This window comes from Chitinophaga rhizosphaerae, assembly GCF_003958645.1.
Taxonomy (GTDB): Bacteria; Bacteroidota; Bacteroidia; order Chitinophagales; family Chitinophagaceae; genus Chitinophaga; species Chitinophaga rhizosphaerae.
This window is the reverse complement of sequence record NZ_RXLO01000012.1, coordinates 1-19,587: the sequence shown is the minus strand read 5'-3', so window position 1 is coordinate 19,587 and position 19,587 is coordinate 1. Positions and strand designations below refer to the sequence as shown.

17 protein-coding genes are annotated in these 19,587 nt (G+C 53.9%); 10 read left to right on the top strand and 7 right to left on the bottom strand.

Translation table 11 applies throughout. The features are described 5' to 3' along the window. The first annotated feature begins 82 nt into the window (after positions 1-82). The 4 genes from EJ361_RS22130 to EJ361_RS22115 all read left to right on the top strand — a co-directional run bounded on the left by EJ361_RS22130 (position 83) and on the right by EJ361_RS22115 (position 4,121). Complete coding sequence (locus tag EJ361_RS22130; RefSeq protein WP_126248446.1) at positions 83-1,804, top strand: DUF4836 family protein; 1,722 nt, start codon at positions 83-85, stop codon at positions 1,802-1,804. Positions 1,805-1,898: 94 nt separating this feature from the next. Next, a complete protein-coding gene (locus tag EJ361_RS22125; RefSeq protein ID WP_126248444.1) occupies positions 1,899-2,549 on the top strand; it encodes an ATP-binding cassette domain-containing protein in 651 nt (216 codons plus the stop codon). Between the two features lies 1 nt (position 2,550). Next, on the top strand, positions 2,551-3,741 hold the full coding sequence (locus tag EJ361_RS22120) for an FtsX-like permease family protein (RefSeq protein ID WP_126248442.1): 1,191 nt from the start codon (positions 2,551-2,553) through the stop codon (positions 3,739-3,741). Between the two features lie 59 nt (positions 3,742-3,800). Continuing rightward, positions 3,801-4,121, top strand: coding sequence for a Dabb family protein (locus EJ361_RS22115; protein ID WP_126248441.1), 321 nt, complete (start codon positions 3,801-3,803; stop codon positions 4,119-4,121). Positions 4,122-4,159: 38 nt separating this feature from the next. On the opposite strand, the gene EJ361_RS22110 is transcribed toward EJ361_RS22115, so the two are convergent. The 3 genes from EJ361_RS22110 to EJ361_RS22100 all read right to left on the bottom strand — a co-directional run bounded on the left by EJ361_RS22110 (position 4,160) and on the right by EJ361_RS22100 (position 7,218). Beyond that, positions 4,160-4,807 (bottom strand): DUF2569 family protein, encoded by a 648-nt coding sequence (locus tag EJ361_RS22110; protein WP_126248439.1) that lies wholly within the window; start codon positions 4,805-4,807, stop codon positions 4,160-4,162. A 79-nt stretch (positions 4,808-4,886) separates the two neighbouring features. Next, on the bottom strand, positions 4,887-5,975 hold the full coding sequence (locus tag EJ361_RS22105) for a DUF2891 domain-containing protein (protein WP_126248437.1): 1,089 nt from the start codon (positions 5,973-5,975) through the stop codon (positions 4,887-4,889). Between the two features lie 4 nt (positions 5,976-5,979). Next, positions 5,980-7,218, bottom strand: a complete 1,239-nt coding sequence (locus tag EJ361_RS22100) for an NAD(P)/FAD-dependent oxidoreductase (RefSeq protein ID WP_126248434.1) — start codon at positions 7,216-7,218, stop codon at positions 5,980-5,982. Between the two features lie 64 nt (positions 7,219-7,282). Between EJ361_RS22100 and EJ361_RS22095 the strand changes: the two genes are divergently transcribed. Next, positions 7,283-7,591, top strand: coding sequence for a YbaB/EbfC family nucleoid-associated protein (locus EJ361_RS22095; RefSeq protein WP_126248432.1), 309 nt, complete (start codon positions 7,283-7,285; stop codon positions 7,589-7,591). Positions 7,592-7,658: 67 nt separating this feature from the next. On the opposite strand, the gene typA is transcribed toward EJ361_RS22095, so the two are convergent. From typA to EJ361_RS22080, 3 genes are all read right to left on the bottom strand, one after another. Then, the gene (typA, locus tag EJ361_RS22090) at positions 7,659-9,473 is read right to left on the bottom strand and encodes a translational GTPase TypA (RefSeq protein ID WP_126248430.1); all 1,815 of its coding nucleotides are present in this window, start codon (positions 9,471-9,473) and stop codon (positions 7,659-7,661) included. A 206-nt stretch (positions 9,474-9,679) separates the two neighbouring features. Beyond that, positions 9,680-11,929 (bottom strand): patatin-like phospholipase family protein, encoded by a 2,250-nt coding sequence (locus EJ361_RS22085; RefSeq protein WP_126248428.1) that lies wholly within the window; start codon positions 11,927-11,929, stop codon positions 9,680-9,682. Between the two features lie 46 nt (positions 11,930-11,975). Continuing rightward, positions 11,976-13,013, bottom strand: a complete 1,038-nt coding sequence (locus tag EJ361_RS22080; RefSeq protein ID WP_126248426.1) for a COX15/CtaA family protein — start codon at positions 13,011-13,013, stop codon at positions 11,976-11,978. A 13-nt stretch (positions 13,014-13,026) separates the two neighbouring features. Here EJ361_RS22080 and EJ361_RS22075 point away from each other — a divergent pair, with 13 nt between their 5' ends. The 5 genes from EJ361_RS22075 (at position 13,027) to EJ361_RS22055 (ending at position 18,103) form a co-directional block, all read left to right on the top strand. Continuing rightward, positions 13,027-13,731, top strand: a complete 705-nt coding sequence (locus EJ361_RS22075) for a ribonuclease HII (protein WP_240646708.1) — start codon at positions 13,027-13,029, stop codon at positions 13,729-13,731. A gap of 13 nt (positions 13,732-13,744) precedes the next feature. Next, entirely contained in the window at positions 13,745-15,235 is a 1,491-nt protein-coding gene (rpoN, locus tag EJ361_RS22070; RefSeq protein ID WP_126248424.1) for an RNA polymerase factor sigma-54, read from the top strand. Then, positions 15,232-15,903, top strand: coding sequence for a hypothetical protein (locus tag EJ361_RS22065; protein ID WP_126248422.1), 672 nt, complete (start codon positions 15,232-15,234; stop codon positions 15,901-15,903). The genes rpoN and EJ361_RS22065 overlap by 4 nt, the downstream gene beginning before the upstream one ends. A gap of 298 nt (positions 15,904-16,201) precedes the next feature. After that, on the top strand, positions 16,202-17,212 hold the full coding sequence (recA, locus tag EJ361_RS22060; RefSeq protein WP_205687083.1) for a recombinase RecA: 1,011 nt from the start codon (positions 16,202-16,204) through the stop codon (positions 17,210-17,212). A gap of 306 nt (positions 17,213-17,518) precedes the next feature. Further along, the gene (locus EJ361_RS22055; protein ID WP_126248418.1) at positions 17,519-18,103 is read left to right on the top strand and encodes an NAD(P)H-dependent oxidoreductase; all 585 of its coding nucleotides are present in this window, start codon (positions 17,519-17,521) and stop codon (positions 18,101-18,103) included. Between the two features lie 337 nt (positions 18,104-18,440). Here EJ361_RS22055 and EJ361_RS22050 read toward each other — a convergent pair whose 3' ends face one another. Next, positions 18,441-19,034 (bottom strand): Crp/Fnr family transcriptional regulator, encoded by a 594-nt coding sequence (locus EJ361_RS22050; RefSeq protein WP_164714371.1) that lies wholly within the window; start codon positions 19,032-19,034, stop codon positions 18,441-18,443. Positions 19,035-19,587 lie beyond the last annotated feature (553 nt).

Genomic DNA, 19,587 nt, shown 5'->3' with positions numbered 1-19,587 from the left:
AACAAATTTAGACGCATTAGCAAAAAAGCTTGTATTTTTGCCTCTAATTTTCAAATCCATTTTTCTTAACATCTCTTTCTTTATGAAACGATCGATCCAAAAAGCGCTTCTCTTTATGACGGGTGCGGCGCTTATCCTGTTAGCCTCGTGCTCCAAAGCCCCCGAGTCGGGAAAGCATATTCCTAAAAATGCCGCCATCGTTTTCGGGTTCAAATCCAAACAAATCCAGGACAAACTGGCCAAAGACGGTCTCACGATCGACAAGATCTTCGAAACCCTCCAGCAGTCCGACACCTCCAATAACTACGCGAAAGCCCTCGCCGACGCAAAAAGCTCCGGTATCGACCTCGAGGGCGACGTATTCTTCGCCATGGTTCCCGGCGAAGCCGGTGGCAACATGAGCATGATCGTTGTGGCCGACGTTTCCGACGCTGCCAAACTCGAAGCGTTCGTGAAGGAGAAATCCAAAAAAGAAGTGAAAGCCGGTAAGGACTTTAAATATGTTGAAGACAAAAACAGCGTGGTTGGCTTCACCGCCAAAACCATGATCGGCATCGCCACTATCGATCAGGGCAACCGTTACTTCGACTCCGAAGATACCGCCAAGCCCGCAGCGGCTTCCGGTACCGCGCTCCTCGAAAAACTGTTCACCCTCAAGGCAGACGAATCTGTTGCCACCATTGCGTCTTTCAAAGACATCAGCAAGGAAAAAGGCGACATCCTCTTCTGGATGAGCAGCGAAGCCCTGTATAATATGAACGGTGCCAACGCTTCCGGCATGGGCGCCCTCATGGCTTCCAACATGAAGAAAATCACCGAAGGCGCCTTCACCACCGGCTCCGCCAACTTCGAAGCCGGCAAGATCGATTTCGACGCATGGTCTTACACCAGCAAGGAACTCGCCGCCATCATCAAAAAATACCCCGTTGAAAAAGTCAACGTAGCCGCCATCGAACAATATCCTTCCGATAACATTTTCGGTTATGCAGCCATTAACTTCGACCTGCGCATCGTCGGCGAACTGCTGAAAATGATGGGCATGGACGGATTCGCCAATATGGGCCTCTCCGAAGCACGCATCACTCTCGACGATCTGCTGCTCGCTTTCAAAGGTGAAATGACCCTCGTTGGTTCCGACTTCGCCGCCGTTCCCAAACCTACCGAATGGGACAGCACCGCTACCAAACCCGAAGCAAAATGGATTTTCAGCCTGAAAGTGGGCGACAAAGCCGCTTTCGAAAAAGTAATGGCTTCTCCCATGATTGCACAGTCGCTCACCAAACAGGGCGACGAATACGTACCTAACATGCCCCTCGGCGAAGTGTCCCTGTCGATCAACAGCAAGCGCGTGCTCGCTGCTTCCGATGCCGAACTGCTGAAATCTTACGACGCAGGTAAAGGCAAAGCGAAACTCGACGGAGACGCACTCGACAACGCGAAAGGCAGCTACGGCGCTTTCTATGTTGACGTGGAAAAAATCATGAACGCCATTCCTTCCAAACAAATGGAATTGCCCGATAGCATCAGCACCGACCTCAAATCCCTGCTGAAATCCATCTCCGCGAAATCCGAACAGTTCAGCGGCGAAAAATCTCATTCTTCCGGCGTGGTACTGTTTAAAGACCAGTCGAAGAACGCCCTCAGCCAGCTGTTCAATTTCACCAACAAGGTGTACAACTGGACCAACGCCAAGCGTAAAGCCGACGAAGCCCAGTGGGGAGAGCCTGCTGCGGATGCAGTAATTGTAGACAGCGCCATTGTTGAAGATGCCGCCGTTGCAGCGCCTGCAGTAGAAGAAAAATAATCGCATATCGATACCGATATTTCCGAAAGCCGCCCTTTTCCAAAGAGGCGGCTTTCTTTTTTTGCCTATATTTAAGCCTAACATCCATTTCAACATGCAGATCGAGCTTTCAGCCGTGGTGCCGGTGCCCCTGCGCGACAGGATCCGGCAGCGGCCATCGGACATCTGGGACCGGGAAGTCGCCTTCCAACCCGGACAATTCGTCAAGATCAAAGCCCCCTCCGGTACGGGCAAAACCACGCTCGTACATTATCTCTACAATATCCGATACGATTATACCGGCACCATCAAAGCCGGCGGAAAGCCCTGGAGAGATTATTCCGCCGCGCAACTCGCCGCCATCCGCCAGGAAAACATCTCCGTCGTGTTCCAGGACCTCCGGTTGTTCGACCAGCTTACGGCCGAAGAAAACATCGAACTGAAACGGGTCATGAACAACAAACCCCTGTACCCGGCAGGGAAAATCCGCGAATTCGCCGAACAGCTCGGCGTTACGCACGTACTCGGCCAGAGCGCCGCCACGCTTTCGTATGGCGAACGGCAGCGCATCGCCATCATCCGCGCCCTCATGCAACCATTCCAGTGGCTGATGATGGACGAGCCCTTCAGTCATCTCGACGAAGGCAATACCGCCAAAGCCGCGCAACTGATCGGCCAGGAATGCCGGGCGCGAAACGCCGGGTTCATCCTCACCGATCTCGACCACGATCAACATTTCAATTACGAAGTAACCTACCAGCTATAGCATGCAATTCAACCGGATTTTAAAAAAGATCATCCGCACCGGCGTCGGCAAAAGCCGTTACTGGATGGCCATCATCGGCCTCGGCGTGGCCATGCTGCTGATCCTTGTGGCGCTCCAGGTGCATACGGATTTCAATGAACTGCTCCATGGCAGCCGGAACCAGAACGAACGGGCCGATTATCTCGTGGTCAACAAACTGATCACCAACGATATGATGGGCAAACCGGAAAAAACGGTGTTCACACCCGAAGAGCAGAAAGATTTTGCCGCGCAGCCTTTCGTGGAAGCTTTCGGCGCCATCACCGCCGCGCAGTTCAACGTGCAGATGCAGGCCGACCAGCTGGGTTTCCAGACCCTCGCGTTCTTCGAAGCCGTGCCCGATACTTTTCTCGATGTGAAATCCGACGAATGGAAATGGCGGGAAGGCGACCAGATGCTGCCGATCGTGGTGCCGCGCGATTTCGTGAATATGTTCAATTTCGGGTTCGCACTGGGGAACGGTATCCCGCAATTCTCCGAAACGTCCATCAAAAGCCTCACGCCGGAAGTCATCATCTCCAACGGCATGCAGCAGGGGCAGTTCAGGGGAAAGATCGCCGGATTTTCCGATCGCATCTCCACTGTGCTCGTACCGCAATCTTTTATGGACTGGGCGAATGCGCGCTACGGGAAAGGTGTGGCCAAACTGCCGTCTCGCGTGGTGATCCGCGTGAAAGACCCCAGCAGCATCGAACTGAAAAACTATCTCGAGCAACATAACTATTCGACCGATTCCGAAAAAACGAAATACAACAAGATCCGCGGCATCGTACAAACGATCGTGAGCGTGGTCGGGTTCTTCGGCGGAGTGCTGCTCATGTTCGCGCTCCTCGTGTTCAGTATGTTCATCCAGCTCGTCATTTCGTCGTGCAGGAAGGAAATCCGGTTATTGGTGACGCTGGGTACCGCCCCGAAGCGGTTGCAGCGTTACCTGCTGGGCCAGCTGGTGCCGGTGTATTTCGTGACGGGCGTGATCGCGCTGATCGTAGTTTCCGCGGCACAATGGTGGGCCAGCGGCGTGCTGGCAAAGCATGGGATGTTCGTGGCGCCGTATCCCGGCATCATGACCATCGTCGCCACTTTGGGGATTTTGGCGCTGGTGTATGTCGTGAACCTGGTGACGGTGCGCAAGGAGATACAGGCGCATACCTGACCAACGGCTTGATTTTTAAACAGGGAACCCCTAACTTGTCTGTCCAAAACAAAACGGCCATGTCATCACAAAAATTCGTGCACGTAGTAAATTTTTATCTGAAACCCGGTCTCACCGCAGCGGAAATCAAGACATTTGAGGAAGGCGTGCGCTCACTGGAGAAAATCGAGACACTGAAAGTCTTCAACGTCGGGAAGCCCGCCAATACAGACCGGCCTGTGATCGATAAAAGTTACAGCTACTGCCTGTTGACCGTTTTCAACGACGAAGCCGGTCACGACATCTACCAGGAACATCCCATCCACCTCGCGTTCATCGACAAATGCAACGCGCTTTGGGAAAAGGTGGTCGTATTCGACTCCGTAACTATTCCACAATAACCCTTACGCGAAAGGGAGCCGGCAGGCTCCCTTTTTTATTACGATTCCTTATTGAGCTCGAATTCCGGATACTCGTGGTCGACCAGGCTGGGGTGCGGCAGAACGAAGGTTTCCTTCGACCGGGTCGCGTTTCTTAGGTAGTTAATCGTGAGCATGGTCAGGAGAATGACAATTACTATACCGAGGAGCTGTATCATGAATAGACGCGCCGGAAGACCATCGAACGGGATGGCCGAAAGCGCTGCCAGAATAGTTGACAGTTTGATAAAGCAATTTACGGCGGTGCTGATGACGATGTAGTATGTCATCACCTTGGGAGTAATGTCCCGTCGTTTAAAAAACAGGATAATGGAATAAAAGCCGAAAGTCAGGATGAAAACGACATTCAACGCGAATAAAACCTGCAGCGACAATGTCAGGTATGATTCCGGATTTTGGAAATATACAGTCCAGAAACCATCCATCCAGATACTCAGTTCGAAAAGTGCGAAGAAGCTCGAGATCAGCGAAAGGCAAACCAGCACCGCGATCACGATGAGCCATCCGCCGATTGCAATAGGCATGGGCGTGGGGTACACCGGCGGCAGCGATGTATTGTTCAGCCGGAGGATCAGCAAGCCGAAAACGATGAACGCTGATGCGATCAGCAAGGCGGAAATCAGAAAATCAGTTTGAAGAAAGTTCATGGTAACGAATTGTAGGTTCTTACAATCAGGACTGCCAGGGATTGGATAAATACTCGATCAGGGTTGGGCGAATCATGTGTTATTCCACCGTGAGCGCGTACACGGCAAAAGTAGCGAGCCAATGCTCACCCGCATAGTCGCCGCTCGCCACATGGGGCAATGCGGCCCTCAGATGCTGTGCAGCCAGTTCGCGGATGGCGGGGGCATGGTTCCCCGCGTGCCGGGCGATGCCGTACAGGCACCAGGCGCGGGAAAGGTTGAGGCCGTCGAGATGAACGAGCTTCCCGTCTGTCCGGTCGTTGACCATGGCGGTCCTGAAAAGCGGTTCTTGTTTGAAAAGCCCCGGCAGGAAGCGTTTCAGCCAAATCTTGTATTCCGCCGCCGGAAGAATGCGCCACATGAGATCGGCTTCTTCGAGGCAGGGCGAAAGGAAATCGTAGCCGCCGGGTTCCCAGTTGGCGGGGCAATCGGCATCCGCCGCGTAAAACCGCATGGCCGTGCTGCGGATGGAAGACTGTAGTGCCGTATCTTTTGCCGTGGCCGCGTAATCCCATGCCAGCCGGAGCCCGAAAGCGAGGTTGGTGTGCTCGCCCACACGGATCGGGTAAGCGATCTTTTTGAGGAAATCGCGCCAGGCCACGCTGAAATAACGGGCCATGGGAGCGATGTTGCGGGAAAGCTCCCGGGCGAAGGGATCGTTCCAGGTCAGCAGTTCGTTTTGCAGCTGGAGCAGCCAGCTCCAGCCATAAATCCTTTCGAATCCCTTATTTTCCTTGTTGGCGAAGAGCAACAGTTCTTTGCGGATATTTTCGGCCGTGAGGTGCTGCGACAGCTTCTCGCGGATCAGCGCGGCATTGGGGAGGCCGGGATGCGTTTTCAGGAGGCGGACCAGCATCCAGTGGCCGTGAACGCTGCTGTGCCAGTCGAAACACCCGTAAAAGGCAGGATGGTAAGCAATCGGTTTCTGGACGAGGGTAGAATCGGAGAACACGATGCCCGTTTTGTAGGGGAACTCGTGCTGCATGCATTTCAGCGGCAGGCCAGACAAATGTTCCGCCCCGGCCTGGGTAAGCCGGAGGATGCCGTTCTGCTCGTCGTAAAATTTCGTTTGTGCGCTTACGTTTGAAACCGCCAGCACCCCGGCCAGCAGGAATATTGCTCTCGTCATAGGTTTACCGGTTCAGTAACAGTTTGATGTAGAAGGAAGGTTTGGTGAGTTTTTTCCGGAGGTCCACTTCGTAGAACATGCTGGAAATTACATCGCGGAGCTGTTTGTTCTGTGTACCTGCGCGCATGAGCAGGTTAAACAGCCGCGGGTAGCGGACGAGCTGCTGCAATTTGGTGCTCAGCCGCAGTTCCGCGCCCAGCACGCGCTGGATAGACGCGTCGTACGCCAGTAATGTTTCCGCCGAAAAATCTCCGGATTGCAGGCATTCCGCCGCCTGTTTCGCTGCAATGGCGCCGCTGTAAATGGCATTGCCGATCCCTTCACCCGTGAAGGGATCGATGAGGAAAGCGGCATCGCCTACGAGCATCCAGCGTTCGCCGGAAAGCCTCCGGGAGCGGGAGCCGAGCGGCAGCCCGTAGCCTTCCACGGCGCTAAGGGGTTGTGCTGAACGGAACCTTTCCGCGAAAACCGGGTCGGATTGCAAGGTTTCGTGGAGGAGGGTTTTGAGGTTCACCTTGCGGCGGCGCATGGTGTCAGACGGCATATCGATGCCCACGTTCGCTTCGCCGTTGGGCAGCGGGAAAATCCAGAGGTACCCCGGCAGGAGGTTTTTCAGGAAATGCAGTTCGATGTAACTGTGATCGTGCATGCCCGTCACCCCGGAATAATAAGCCCTCACGCCTGCGGCGTAATGCTTCGGTTCCATCCGGATGCCGGCCACGTCTTTGGTGAATGCGGAATGCGCGCCGTTGGCCACGATGATGATCTTCGCATGGATCTGCAAAGTCCCTTTCGCGTCGCTCAGTGCGTATCCGTCTGGAGCCGGCGTATATTGATCGATGGATTTCCCTTCGATCAACTGCACGTTTTTGCACTGCTTCAGTTCATCCACCAGGAAATTGTCGAAATGGATCCGCTTGCAGACGAAGCCGATGGGCGCATCGTTCGCAGGATCGTAATTCGGTTTGTAGGGAACGTCCATCCCCGTGCGGCCGGGTGCCACGAACGTCACGCCCCAGCTGTTTTCCTTTTCGGCGAAAGCCTGCAATCGCTGCCCGATGGCCGGATCGATCCGGTTCAGCCCGGCGATCACTTTGCCGCTGAGCCCGTCGCCACAAACTTTGTCGCGCGGGAAAACCGCTTTGTCGACTACCACGCAGGGAATGCCCAGCCTGTCGAGCTGGAGGGCGGCGGCCGCACCGCCGGGGCCGGCGCCGATTATGCAAACATCCGTCATGATCATATCCGGCAAGTTACGTATTCTGCTGCCGCTGGGGAAAATATATCTTTGCCTAAAACGGCATCATATGTTTGGAGATTTGTTCGGCAAGCTGCAGGAAGCGCAGCAGAAAATGCAGGAAAGCAAAGAGCGCCTGCGTCATATTACGATTGAAGGGGAAGCGGGCGGCGTGAAGGCGCTGGTGACGGGCGGCCGCGAAGTGAAGAGCGTGGAGATCGATCCGGAATTGCTGTCGGCCGACAGGAAGGAGGAGCTGGAAGACCTGCTCATCACGGCGCTTAACCGCGCGCTGAAACAGGCGGAAGAAACCTGGGAAGCCGAAATGAAAGGCATGGCGGGCGGAATGCTCGGCGGCATGGGCATTCCCGGGATGTAAGGATAAAAAAGAACCGGGCTGTTATGGCCCGGTTCCGTATCCTTCTAATGTTAGTTCTTTTGATTCATCAGTTCACCTCTTCAGCTTTCAACATCTTCTGGAATTTCTTGCGTTCTTCTTCGTCAAGGATGGTTTTGCGCATACGGATGTGGTTCGGAGTAACTTCGATGCATTCGTCCTGCTGAATATACTCCATACATTCTTCAAGCGTCATCAGGATCTTCGGCGCAATATTGGTAGCCGCGTCGCTTCCGCTCGCGCGCATGTTGGTCAGTTTCTTGCCTTCGTTCGGGTTTACCACGAGGTCACCGGGTTTGTTGTTTTCACCGATGATCATGCCACGGTAAACTTCTTCTCCCGGATCCACGAAGAATGATCCGCGGTCCTGCAGTTTGTCGAGCGAATAACCGGTAGTGGTACCGGCTTCTTTTGCCACGAGTACACCGTTGTTACGGCCGGGGATGGGGCCTTTCCAGGGTTTGTAGTCGTTGAATCGGTGTGCCATTACGGCTTCGCCGGCGGTGTTGGTCAGCATTTGGGTGCGCAGACCGATGAGGCCGCGGGAAGGAATTTCGAATTCCAGGTGCTGCATTTCACCTTTGGTTTCCATGATGAGCATTTCACCTTTGCGGCGGGTAACCAGGTCGATCACTTTGGAAGCGAATTCCTGGGGAACGTCTACCACGAGGGTTTCATAAGGCTCGCATTTCTTGCCGTCGATGTTTTTGAGGATAACCTGCGGCTGGCCAACGGTCAGCTCGTACCCTTCGCGACGCATGGTTTCTACCAGTACGCCGAGGTGGAGGATACCGCGGCCATACACCAGGAAGGAGTCGGCCGAGTCGGTGTCAACCACGCGGAGGGCGAGGTTTTTCTCGGTTTCCTTGATGAGGCGGTCGCGCAGGTGACGGGAAGTCACGAATTTGCCGTCTTTACCGAAGAAAGGAGAGTTGTTGATGCTGAACATCATGTTCATGGTAGGCTCGTCTACGCTGATAACGGGCAGTGCTTCGGGATTTTCGAAGTCGGCGATGGTGTCGCCGATACCGAAATCTTCCAGGCCTACCACCGCGCAAATGTCGCCGGGGAACACTTCGGTCACGCGTTTTTTACCGAGCGATTCGAAGATGTACAGTTCACGAACACGGGATTTCTTGATGGAGCCATCTACCTGAACCAGTGAAATAGGCTGGTTTTCGACGATGGTGCCGCGGGTCACTTTACCTACGGCGATACGGCCGAGGAAGGTGCTATAGTCGAGCGAGGTGATTTGAAGCTGGAGGGAGCCTTCTGCGATCTTCGGTTGCGGAACGTGTTTCAGGATACCGTCGAGCAGGGGCAGGATGTCTTCACGGGGCGTGAGCGAATCGTTGAACCAGCCGTTCTTGCCGGAACCGTAGTAGGTCGGGAAGTTCAGCTGCTCTTCGGTTGCGTCGAGGTTGAAGAAAAGTTCAAAAACGGCGTCATGCACTTCGTCGGGGCGACAGTTCGCTTTGTCTACCTTATTAATTACGACGATGGGTTTCAGGTTCAGCTGGAGGGCTTTCTGGAGTACGAAGCGGGTCTGCGGCATGGGGCCTTCGAAGGCATCCACGAGCAGGATCACACCATCGGCCATTTTCAGTACGCGTTCCACCTCACCACCGAAGTCGGCGTGGCCCGGAGTGTCGATAACGTTGATTTTCACTCCGTTATATTCAACCGACACGTTTTTGGACAGGATCGTGATACCGCGTTCCTTTTCCAGGTCGTTGTTATCCATGATCAACTCCCCTGTTTCCTGGTTGGCCCGGAACACGTTGGTAGAATGTAAGATCTTGTCTACCAGGGTCGTTTTGCCGTGGTCTACGTGCGCGATGATAGCGATGTTTCTGATTTGCATGACAATGTTTTTAGCCGTTTCCGACCCCTTCCTGATAGCTCTGAAAAACCGGAAGAATCCGAAATGAAGGCGCAAAGGTACGAATAATCATGCGAATTTGGTGCCGCAGATTTTTAAATAACCCGGAAATAACAGAATCCGGACATTTGTCCAAGCCACTGATATACAGATAATTATAAATACGTTATAACAAAAAAGTGTGCGGGTTAAGGAGTAGTGAAAGTCCCTCCCAGCGCGGCTTCCAGCTGCCGGAAGGCCTGCTGGTTGGCCGGGTTGTCGAGCGCCCGGGCGATGTCGAGTTTTTCCCGCGGCGTGAGGTGCCAGCTCAGCGCCGCCGCCTTGTCCGCCTGCTGCGGAACGTACTGGAAGATCAGCCGCGTGAACTTCCCGGGAAAATATCCCTCCATGTAATTAATAAGCTGGTCCTGGTCGAAATCCTGCATGCTCGTCCAGTGCCGCTGCATGGAAAACAGGGGCTCGAATATCAAATCGCCCAGGTCCTTTTTCTGTTTGATAGGGCTCACATCGTTTTTCCGTGAATCGCGCAGCTGCAGGAAAATCACGCCGGCCGTATTGGTCCTGATCCAGTCCCGGAAATTATACAGGAACCGGAGGCTCGTTTCCTGCCCGAAATTATCGCTGATACCCGCGTCCATCACATCGATAATAGGATTGCTCGGCAGGAAAACGTTCGGCAGCACATAAGGGAAAGTGGCGCTCATCCGGATGGCGCTCGTCACCCGCAGCTCCTGCGCGTCCTGGTTGGCGAAAAACTGCGCGAAGTCTACCCCGTCCACATCCCGGATGCTCCTCGTCGGATACCGGTACTCCGGCGCGCAGAGGTAACTGACCGGCTGCGGCGACATATACAACCGGCGCCCGTCTGCATTGATGCTGGCGCACCAGATCAGCATGGGGATGCGCGCTTCGAATTCCGCCTCCCGGTATTCGCCGAGTTTTTTATTGAGAATGTGATCGGTGTTCAGGTTTAATTGCATCTCGAAGGCATACCCGCGGTCTTTCGCATAGGCGTTGTCGCCGATCTTGAAATGCCGGAACGGGGTGATGATATCGTTAACGGCGAACGAGCTGAAAACCGAATTCAGCAAATCCCTCGAAATTTTTTCGCAGTACGAGCTGTCGTACAGGTACTGCGACGCCGGCAGCCGGTGCTCCTGGCGCCGGAGGTACAGTTCCCGGAAATACGTGGCCCCGAGCATCCCGCCGGAGGCGCCGGTCATGAGGAAGGTGTGCCGGAGCATTTTTCCTTTGAGGAGGCTGTCGTACCGCTGGAGGACGTTCATCGTCCACGCCGCGGAACGGCTCCCCCCGCCGCTGGTGTTCAGTACGATCAGCGGAGGTTTGCTGCCAGCGGGGAATTGCTTCTTCCAGTTCTCCAGGATCTGCAGCGTATGTTTCCGGTCGGCTTCCGCGCGTGCTGCCGTGAAGAATTCCTGCAGATGCGGCACGCTGTAGGCCGGGCGTTCTTTTTTGTTGTTATAGTTAAGTCCGTATGCTTTGTTGCGGTTGTCGAGCCACTGGTTTTTCACCATCCAGTTGAGGCTGATGATGATGCCGATCAGTACCGGTATGGCCCAGCTTTCGAGCAGGTAGGCGTATGCGCCGGCCACGCCGATGAGGAACGCGAAGAAGATCAGGACGCTCGCGCCCGCGGGGATGCGGAAAGCGGGATAATCCATGAGGTAGGCCATGATGACGAGGAACACCAGCGCCAGGCCTATCGTGATCATGGCCGCGAAATGATGCTGGCGGAAAATGTTATCGAGGTAATGTTTATTGTAATGGCCCACGTTCCTGGCCCGGCGTACCCGCCATGGACTGGCGAAATAATTCAGTACGGGGATGGCGTTTTCGTCGTGCTCCTGGTTGGGGATGAGGATGGTGCGGAGGAAATTGCGCGGATTGCCGAATTTGCGCATCAGGCGTTTCCCGATATTTTTATCCGCGTTGAAGAAATAGAAAAAGGAGACGAACAGGATGGCGAGGTAACCGCAGATAAAACCTTCCGCCAGCAGCAGGATCTGCGGAACGGAATTGAGCTCCTGCCAGCGTTGGTACTGCCATCCGCGCCAGAGCAGCATGAGCAGGAAGGCGGCGGGAATGATGGAATTGTTGAGGCAGTAGCGCGAAAAGGGTTGGGATGTGGTGGCGAGGAATTTAAACCGGCCGCTGTGCAGAATGAACGTGGTGATGTTCCAGCTCATGGTAAAGATGGCGGTAGCCACGCCCATCACGGTGGTGCTGTAGAAATTCACCTTTCCCATGTATTCGGGCGCGAGGTACAGCGCATCGCCGCCGTACAGCTTCGCGAAGCCGCCGTTGATGGTGCTGAACAGGATCGCCCAGAATATTAACAGCACCTGGTACTTGCGGAAATGCAGTAACAGCAGCTGAATAGGGAAGGAGTAGAAGAATCTTGACCAAAATCTTTTCACCTCAGTAAATTAAGGAGAAAATCGGCAATGAAAAATTAATAATATGTCAGCGGTGCGCCGGCAATGTCAGGAATCGCGCCCACACCATCACCATCAGCAGGCCCATGCCCACGAACTGGTGCGCCAGGGCGAACGCCAGCGGGATTTTCACCGGGCTGTTCAGCACGGTGAGCACGCCGAGGAATACCTGCAGCAGTACGGTGAACAATGCGGCGGCGCGGGCTCCCTGGAGCTGGGGGAACCGGTATGCCTTCACGTACCATACGGCGATCAGTATTACTAATAAATAGGCCAGCCCGCGATGGATGAAATGTATCGTGATGGGATTGTGGGTGGCATCGGCCCAGAACCCTCCCTGCGCAAACATCCCCGGCGGAACGGCGAACCCGTTGACAGACGGCCAGGTAGGCGCGGAAAGGGCTGCGTGCAAACCTGCCATGAACGCACCGTATATTAATTGCAGGACCAAAACCCCCAGGATCCACCCGGAAAGCCGGCGGAGCCCCGGCGCTTCGGCGCGGCCGGAAGGGGGAACGCTCAGCTTCAGGGCAAACCAGAGCACGTACCACAGCAATCCCAGCGCAGCGATAAAGTGACCGGCTAAACGAATATGGCTCACGTAAAGGTCTTCCTCGTTCAGCCCGCTCTTCACCATGATCCAGCCGATCCCGCCCTGCAGCCCGCCGAGCACGAAAAGCACCACCATGGGCCAGATCATGCTGCGGTCGATGATCTTTTTCAGGATGAAAAATACAAAGGGAACGAAGAACACGATGCCGATCAGGCGCGCCCAGTTGCGGTGGAGCCATTCCCAGAAATAAATCCATTTGAAATCGGTCAAAGTAAAGTGACTATTGATATATTTACTTTGCCCGATCTCCTGGTATTTCGCGAACGCCTCCTGCCAGGCGGCTTCGTTCATGGGAGGAAGGGCGCCGAGGATAGGCTTCCATTCCGTGATGCTGAGCCCGCTTCCCGTCAGCCGCGTGATGCCGCCCAGCAATACCTGCACGATGATCATGGCCACCCCGGTGTATAACCAGATGACGATGGCCCGGTTCCCTTTTGTTTGCTGCATGTCCATAACCCGCAAATTTATGGGGAAATTACCGGCACCGCGGATGATTTTTATCAATTCCGGAATCATTCGGCCGGTTTTTGTAATTTTAGCGCCAACTAAACCAGTAACCTTGCTGCTGCCTTATTTTCAGGACGAACTCATGGAGGCCGGATGCGATGAAGCCGGAAGGGGATGCCTCGCTGGCCCCGTGTTCGCCGCGGCGGTTATTTTGCCGAGAGATTTCAGCCACCCGTTCCTCAACGATTCCAAACAAATGACGGAATCCGACCGGATCGAACTGAGGGCCGTCATCGAAGCCCGGGCTTTAGCCTTCGCCGTTGCCAGCGTCGATAACGAGGAAATAGACAGGATCAATATCCTGAAAGCCTCGTTCAAAGCGATGCACATCGCTTTGGCACGATTATCGCTACAGCCCCAGTTGTTACTCATCGATGGTAACCGGTTCACTCCCTATGGCAATATCCCGCATACCTGCATTATCCAGGGCGACGGAAAATATGCTTCCATAGCTGCAGCATCGGTGCTGGCCAAAACCTATCGGGACGAATACATGCAAAACCTGCATGAACAATTCCCGAACTATGGCTGGAAAGACAACAAAGGTTATCCGACCCGCCAGCACAGAGACGCAATCCGTAATCACGGCGATACGCCCTTTCACCGAAGGTCGTTCCGCTTGCTTCCGGATCAATTAAGCCTGGACGGGGAGGACAAGTGGTAAAAAGGAACGAGCCATGTTAAAGCAGACCCAACAACAGAAATTATTACAGAAACTGTCGCCTCAGCAAATTCAGCTCATGAAACTGCTGCAGGTACCTACTGCCAATCTGGAAGAGCGGATCAAGGAAGAACTGGAAGAAAATCCCGCACTCGAATACAGCGAAGACGGCTCCTCTCCCGACGATGAAATGGAAAAGCCCGCCGAAGAATTCGAAGCGGGTTCCGACGACGAATTCGAGCCCGACGGCAGCGAAAGCGAATACGATAATATAGATATCTCCGAATACGTGTCTGAGGGCGACGACGAAATCGCCGATTACAAACTCCGCGACGATAATTATCCGGACCCCGACGAGCAGCGGACCATGCCCATCCGCGTGGAAACCACTTTCCATGATCACCTGCTCGACCAGTTGGGCCTCCAGACGCTCGACGAGCGCCAGCGCCGCATCGCCGAACAGATCATCGGCTCGATCGATGACGACGGGTACCTCCGCCGGGAGGCTTCCGCCATCGTGGACGACCTGTCCTTTTCCCAGAATGTGGAAACCGATGAGGAAGAAATCCGCCAGATGATCAAAATGATCCAGACATTCGACCCGCCCGGCGTTTGCTGCTCCGATCTCAAGGAATGCCTCCTGCTCCAGTTGCGGAGAAAACCGCAGGACGATGAAGGCGTCATCTACGCTACCCGCATCCTCGACGACTACTTCGACGAATTCACGAAAAAACATTACGAGAAAATACAGCGCGCCCTCAACCTTACGGACGACGACCTCCGGGAGGCAATCGGCCAGATCATCAAGCTGAACCCTAAGCCAGGCGCTAATTACAGCGTCATGAACAAGGCGGAAAGCTATGTGATCCCGGATTTTTTCATCATGAACAACAACGGCAAACTGGAACTGTCCCTCAACAGCAAAAACGCGCCCGACCTCCGGATTTCGGAGGGCTACCGCGAAATGCTGAAGGAATACGACCGGGGCGATAAGAAAGACAGGCGCCAGAAAGAGGCGGTGTTGTTCATCAAACAGAAGATCGATGCGGCCAAATGGTTCATCGACGCCATCAAGCAGCGCCAGCACACCCTGCTGAGCACCATGGAAGCGATCCTGAATTACCAGCACGATTTCTTCCTGACGGGCGACGAAACCACGATGCGCCCCATGATCCTCAAGGATATAGCGGACATCACCCAGCTCGATATCTCGACGGTGAGCCGCGTGGCCAACAGTAAATATGTGCAAACCGAATTCGGCACCTTCAAGCTGAAATTCTTTTTCTCCGAATCGCTCAGCACCGATAGCGGTGAGGAAGTATCGACCCGCGAAGTGAAGAAAATCCTGGCCGACATGATCGGCGGGGAAAACAAGCGCAAGCCGCTGAGCGACGAGAACCTGACCAAGATGCTGCAAGACAAGGGTTACAACATCGCGCGGCGCACCGTGGCCAAGTACCGGGAACAGTTAAACATACCGGTGGCGCGTTTACGCAAGGAATTATGATGACATTCATGGAAGAGCAGAAACCGACTTTTTCGCCCGTGACCAGGGCTTTGGCGAACGTATTTTCGTACGTTCTGCATCCTTTATTTATCCCGCTGCTCGTGACTTTTCTGTCCGTAACGGCGCTGCCCGAATTCTTTACTTCATTCCGCAGCAACAGTTTCCGCTGGGATTACGACGTGCTTTTCATCCGCGTGGCGGTGGCGAGCGTGCTGTTCCCCATGCTGGTGGTGTCTTTATCGAAAGCCCTGGGTTTCGTGGGGAGCATTACGATGAAAGACCAGAAAGACCGGATCATTCCCTACGTAGCCTCCATTATATTTTACTTCTGGGCGTTTTATACCTTCAAGCGCGAAGGGGCGGCGCCGGCATTTTATAATGCGTTCTGGCTCGGCGTGTTCATAGCCGTGGTGATTTCCTTTGTGGCCAACAGTTTCGTGAAGATCAGCATGCATACCGTGGGCTGGGGGGGCGTTGTGGGCTACCTGGCCTGCCTCATGGCGGGCATGGGCATGAACGTGGCGGTGCCGCTGGCGATCGCCGTGGTACTGGCCGGCGTGGCGGGCACGGCGCGCCTGGTGCTGGACGCGCATACGCCCGCCGAGGTGTGGACGGGCTTCTTCGTAGGGCTCGTGGCACAGGTGGGCGCTTATCTCATTTTGGGGTAGGATAGGGGTGAAGCCGGCGCTGGCAGGGCTTTTGGGCCGCCGTTGCGTCGCACGCTTCCGCTTTTCCCTTCTTTTTTCAGCTTTTTTCAGGAATTCTTTTACTGCGCAGATCCCGTGCGTAGCGGCGGTGCAATTTTGTATCGTGAACGGAAGGAGATATACTATTAAAATTAGCATTGGAAAGAAATTGCTAATTTTTTTAGGATAATATCTGAAAATAGTTTTACCTTGCAGTACCAAGCCGAGAATGAAAAAAACGAAAACAAACCTAAATACTGACTTACTAATTCAAACTGATATGTCAAACGCCAATACAGAAAAGCTGAAGGCCCTTCGCCTTACCATGGACAAAATCGAGAAGGATTTCGGGAAGGGATCCGTGATGATGATGGGAGAAAAAGCGGAAGCGCCGATGGAGGTTATTTCCACGGGCTCGCTGGGGCTGGATATTGCCCTGGGTATTGGCGGTTTCCCGAAAGGCCGTATCATCGAGATTTACGGGCCTGAATCTTCGGGTAAGACGACTGTCGCGATTCATACGATTGCGGAGGCGCAGAAAAAAGGTGGCATTTGCGCCATCATTGACGCCGAGCACGCATTCGATAGTTCATATGCCCGCAAGCTGGGCGTGGATGTGGATTCTCTCCTGATTTCACAGCCCGACCATGGTGAGCAGGCCCTCGAGATCGCCGACCGCCTGATCCTTTCCGGAGCGGTGGACGTGGTGGTGATCGACTCCGTAGCCGCCCTCGTACCCAAAGGCGAGCTGGAAGGTGAAATGGGCGAAAGCAAGATGGGCCTCCAGGCACGTCTGATGTCGCAGGCACTCAGGAAACTGACCGCCACCATCTCCAAAACGAACTGCTGCTGCATCTTCATCAACCAGCTGCGTGAAAAGATCGGCGTGATGTTCGGTAACCCCGAAACCACGACCGGCGGTAACGCCCTCAAATTCTACGCTTCCGTACGCCTGGATATCCGCCGTATGAGCCAGATCAAAGACGGCGACGAAGCTGTAGGTAACCGCGTGAAAGTGAAAGTCGTGAAAAACAAAGTGGCTCCTCCCTTCCGGATGGCCGAGTTCGATATCATCTTCGGCCTCGGGATCTCCAAAGTCGGCGAATTGATCGACATGGGCGTGGAATACGGGATCGTGCAGAAAAGCGGTAGCTGGTTCAGCTACGAAGGCAACAAACTCGGCCAGGGCCGCGATGCCGTGAAGCAATTGCTGCTCGACAATCCGGAAGTAGCCGCCGAAGTGGAAGCCAAGATCAAAGCGAAGCTCGCCGAAGCCGCAGCTACCGCCTAAGACTTGAGGCTCCACATCCGGAACCGAAACTGGAAATACACGCATTCCTGTACAGAACAGTATTCCAGCCAGAAACTCCGGCACAACAAAAAAGAAATTCAAGATTTTACATACGTTTTTTAAACGTTTGTTTGGGTTAGTTTAGTAGAAGGTCCGTTTTCTAACGGACCTTTTTTATTGGGCCTTCCCGCCAAAAACGGCCATCACGGTTTTCGCTGATCCCCAACAATCCATTGTTACCACCATCATTCCACTAATTGATATATATCAAGAAGATCACACATCGCATTACTGAATTTTACACCTATGAAATCGAAGAACATCCTCGTGATCCTGGGCCACCCCGACGCAACCAGCTTCTGCGGCGCTTTGGCCGACGCCTATGCGAAAGGGGCCTCCGCAGCCGGGCACTCCGTCCGCCAGTTGCAACTCGGAGAGATAACGTTCCAGCCCGACCTTCATCATGGCTACCGCCAGCGCACTCCCTGGGAACCCGCACTGGAAGCCGCATGGGCCGATATTCAGTGGTGCGATCACCTCGTTTGGGTATATCCCACCTGGTGGGGAACGTACCCTGCGCTGATGAAAGGCTTTATCGACCGGGTGTTCCTGCCCGGCAAAGCTTTCAGGTACCGCGACAATTCCTCGCTGTGGGACAAACTGCTGAAAGGGAAATCGGGCCGCCTCATCACCACGATGGATAGCCCGCTTTGGTACAACTGGCTCGTTTACCGCAACGCCGGTCACCGCGCCATGAAGCGCGCCACGCTTGAGTTTTGCGGCATCAAGCCCGTAAAGGTCACTGCATTCGGAAGCCTCCGCTGGCAAAAACCGGGAAGTCTCGCCCGAATGCTGCGGTCTGCAGAGAATCTCGGAAGCCAGGGAAAATGACGCAGCACCACCAGGATGCGCTTCGCCCGCAACCGGCAATCACCAACAGGCATTCATGTAGGATCACTGCTGTAAGAATGCCGTGAAGTTGGTCATATTCGTGAATCACGACCGATAAAAAGAAGGAAATAAACAGGGTAACATCAGAACCTTTCCACTATAAAGTTGTTATCGTATCGTCCGCCAGGAGAGAATTTTTGCTTTTGAGAGTCCAGTAAACCATCGACCCCTGCAGGGAATCATCCTGCCAATTTTCAGTAAGCTTTTGAGAGTCATTATATTAGGTGCATCGTGCAAGCATTCCTGACCGGAGTGTTTGCGCGGGCGTGCTGCTGCGTTACCCGCGGATGCGGCTCAACGTTTCGGCAGACATCCCGAGGTACGACGCTACGAACTGCAGTGGCGCCCGCTGCAATAATTCCGGTTGTTTTTCCATCAGTTCCTGGTAGCGTTCCCGTGCGGAAAGGAACCGCTGCGACCGTAAGCTTTGGTCCAGCTCCAGGTAATATTGGCTGATCATGAGCCTTCCCAGGCGCTCAATCTCGTGAAACTCGCTGTACAGGCGTTCCAGGTCGGCATATGAAATGGAGATGATGTCGCTGTCTTCCAGGGTTTCGATGTTATAATAGGCGGGTTTTCCGCAGAGGAGGCTGTCCATCGCGCAAACGATACAGCTTTCCATTCCCAGCAGCAGGGTGATGTCCCGGTTGTTATGTTGGTAAAAGCTGCGAACGAGGCCTTTGGCTACCATGAACAAATGTGTTGCCGGCCGTTTCGCTTGCTGGAAACAGTGTTTCCTGGGAAAGGATTCGAGTGCCATGCAATGGCTGAGTGCATCGCGCGCGGCGGAGGAAAGGGGAGAAACGGAGGTGAAGAAATCGAGTGCCCGGCGGATGTCGGGTGAGCAGGAAGAGGTGGGTTCCATGGTCATGAAGGTAATATAAATGTGGATCAGCGCCTGGTTCGGAAAAGAATTTCGGTGGTTTGATGAGGGGTGTTTTCCGCTTTCCATATATTAATAAGTGTCGTGCGCGATTTTGACGGGACGGGAGGCATTTGCGCAAGTTTTTTTCAAAAGTTGCCACTTAAAATTTTGCTGTAATCTGAAAACATTCTATCTTTGCAATCCGCTTGCAAGGAGCGGGGAATTGTCGCTCGATCCGAAAGGAAAAGCGCGCTTCACGATAAAGAATTTCCCCCGCATAAGTAGTTGAGGATCAGAAAAATAAAAAATAAAATTTCTGACCGAAAATTTGGAAGAAACAAAATAATCACTACCTTTGCACTCCCTTCGAAACACGGTCACTGAAACGGTGGCACACAAAGAGGGGAAAACGAAAAAAGTTCTTTAAGATTTAATGATGATATGGGCTTAAGGCCTGCGGGTTCGCAACCTGGATATCAAGCAACAAGTAGTTGAGATTTTACCGCAGCAATTGCGGGGAGGTCCAATGAAAGATCTTTGAAAGTTTGGAAACAACAGC

Excerpts from the sequence above, each read along its gene's own strand:
- EJ361_RS22130 (WP_126248446.1), top strand. The coding sequence starts at position 83 with ATGAAACGATCGATCCAAAAAGCGCTTCTCTTTATGACGGGTGCGGCG.
- EJ361_RS22125 (WP_126248444.1), top strand. The coding sequence starts at position 1,899 with ATGCAGATCGAGCTTTCAGCCGTGGTGCCGGTGCCCCTGCGCGACAGG.
- EJ361_RS22120 (WP_126248442.1), top strand. The coding sequence starts at position 2,551 with ATGCAATTCAACCGGATTTTAAAAAAGATCATCCGCACCGGCGTCGGC.
- EJ361_RS22115 (WP_126248441.1), top strand. The coding sequence starts at position 3,801 with ATGTCATCACAAAAATTCGTGCACGTAGTAAATTTTTATCTGAAACCC.
- EJ361_RS22110 (WP_126248439.1), bottom strand. The coding sequence starts at position 4,807 with ATGAACTTTCTTCAAACTGATTTTCTGATTTCCGCCTTGCTGATCGCA.
- EJ361_RS22105 (WP_126248437.1), bottom strand. The coding sequence starts at position 5,975 with ATGACGAGAGCAATATTCCTGCTGGCCGGGGTGCTGGCGGTTTCAAAC.
- EJ361_RS22100 (WP_126248434.1), bottom strand. The coding sequence starts at position 7,218 with ATGATCATGACGGATGTTTGCATAATCGGCGCCGGCCCCGGCGGTGCG.
- EJ361_RS22095 (WP_126248432.1), top strand. The coding sequence starts at position 7,283 with ATGTTTGGAGATTTGTTCGGCAAGCTGCAGGAAGCGCAGCAGAAAATG.
- typA (WP_126248430.1), bottom strand. The coding sequence starts at position 9,473 with ATGCAAATCAGAAACATCGCTATCATCGCGCACGTAGACCACGGCAAA.
- EJ361_RS22080 (WP_126248426.1), bottom strand. The coding sequence starts at position 13,013 with ATGGACATGCAGCAAACAAAAGGGAACCGGGCCATCGTCATCTGGTTA.
- EJ361_RS22075 (WP_240646708.1), top strand. The coding sequence starts at position 13,027 with ATGGGGAAATTACCGGCACCGCGGATGATTTTTATCAATTCCGGAATC.
- rpoN (WP_126248424.1), top strand. The coding sequence starts at position 13,745 with ATGTTAAAGCAGACCCAACAACAGAAATTATTACAGAAACTGTCGCCT.
- EJ361_RS22065 (WP_126248422.1), top strand. The coding sequence starts at position 15,232 with ATGATGACATTCATGGAAGAGCAGAAACCGACTTTTTCGCCCGTGACC.
- recA (WP_205687083.1), top strand. The coding sequence starts at position 16,202 with ATGTCAAACGCCAATACAGAAAAGCTGAAGGCCCTTCGCCTTACCATG.
- EJ361_RS22055 (WP_126248418.1), top strand. The coding sequence starts at position 17,519 with ATGAAATCGAAGAACATCCTCGTGATCCTGGGCCACCCCGACGCAACC.
- EJ361_RS22050 (WP_164714371.1), bottom strand. The coding sequence starts at position 19,034 with ATGACCATGGAACCCACCTCTTCCTGCTCACCCGACATCCGCCGGGCA.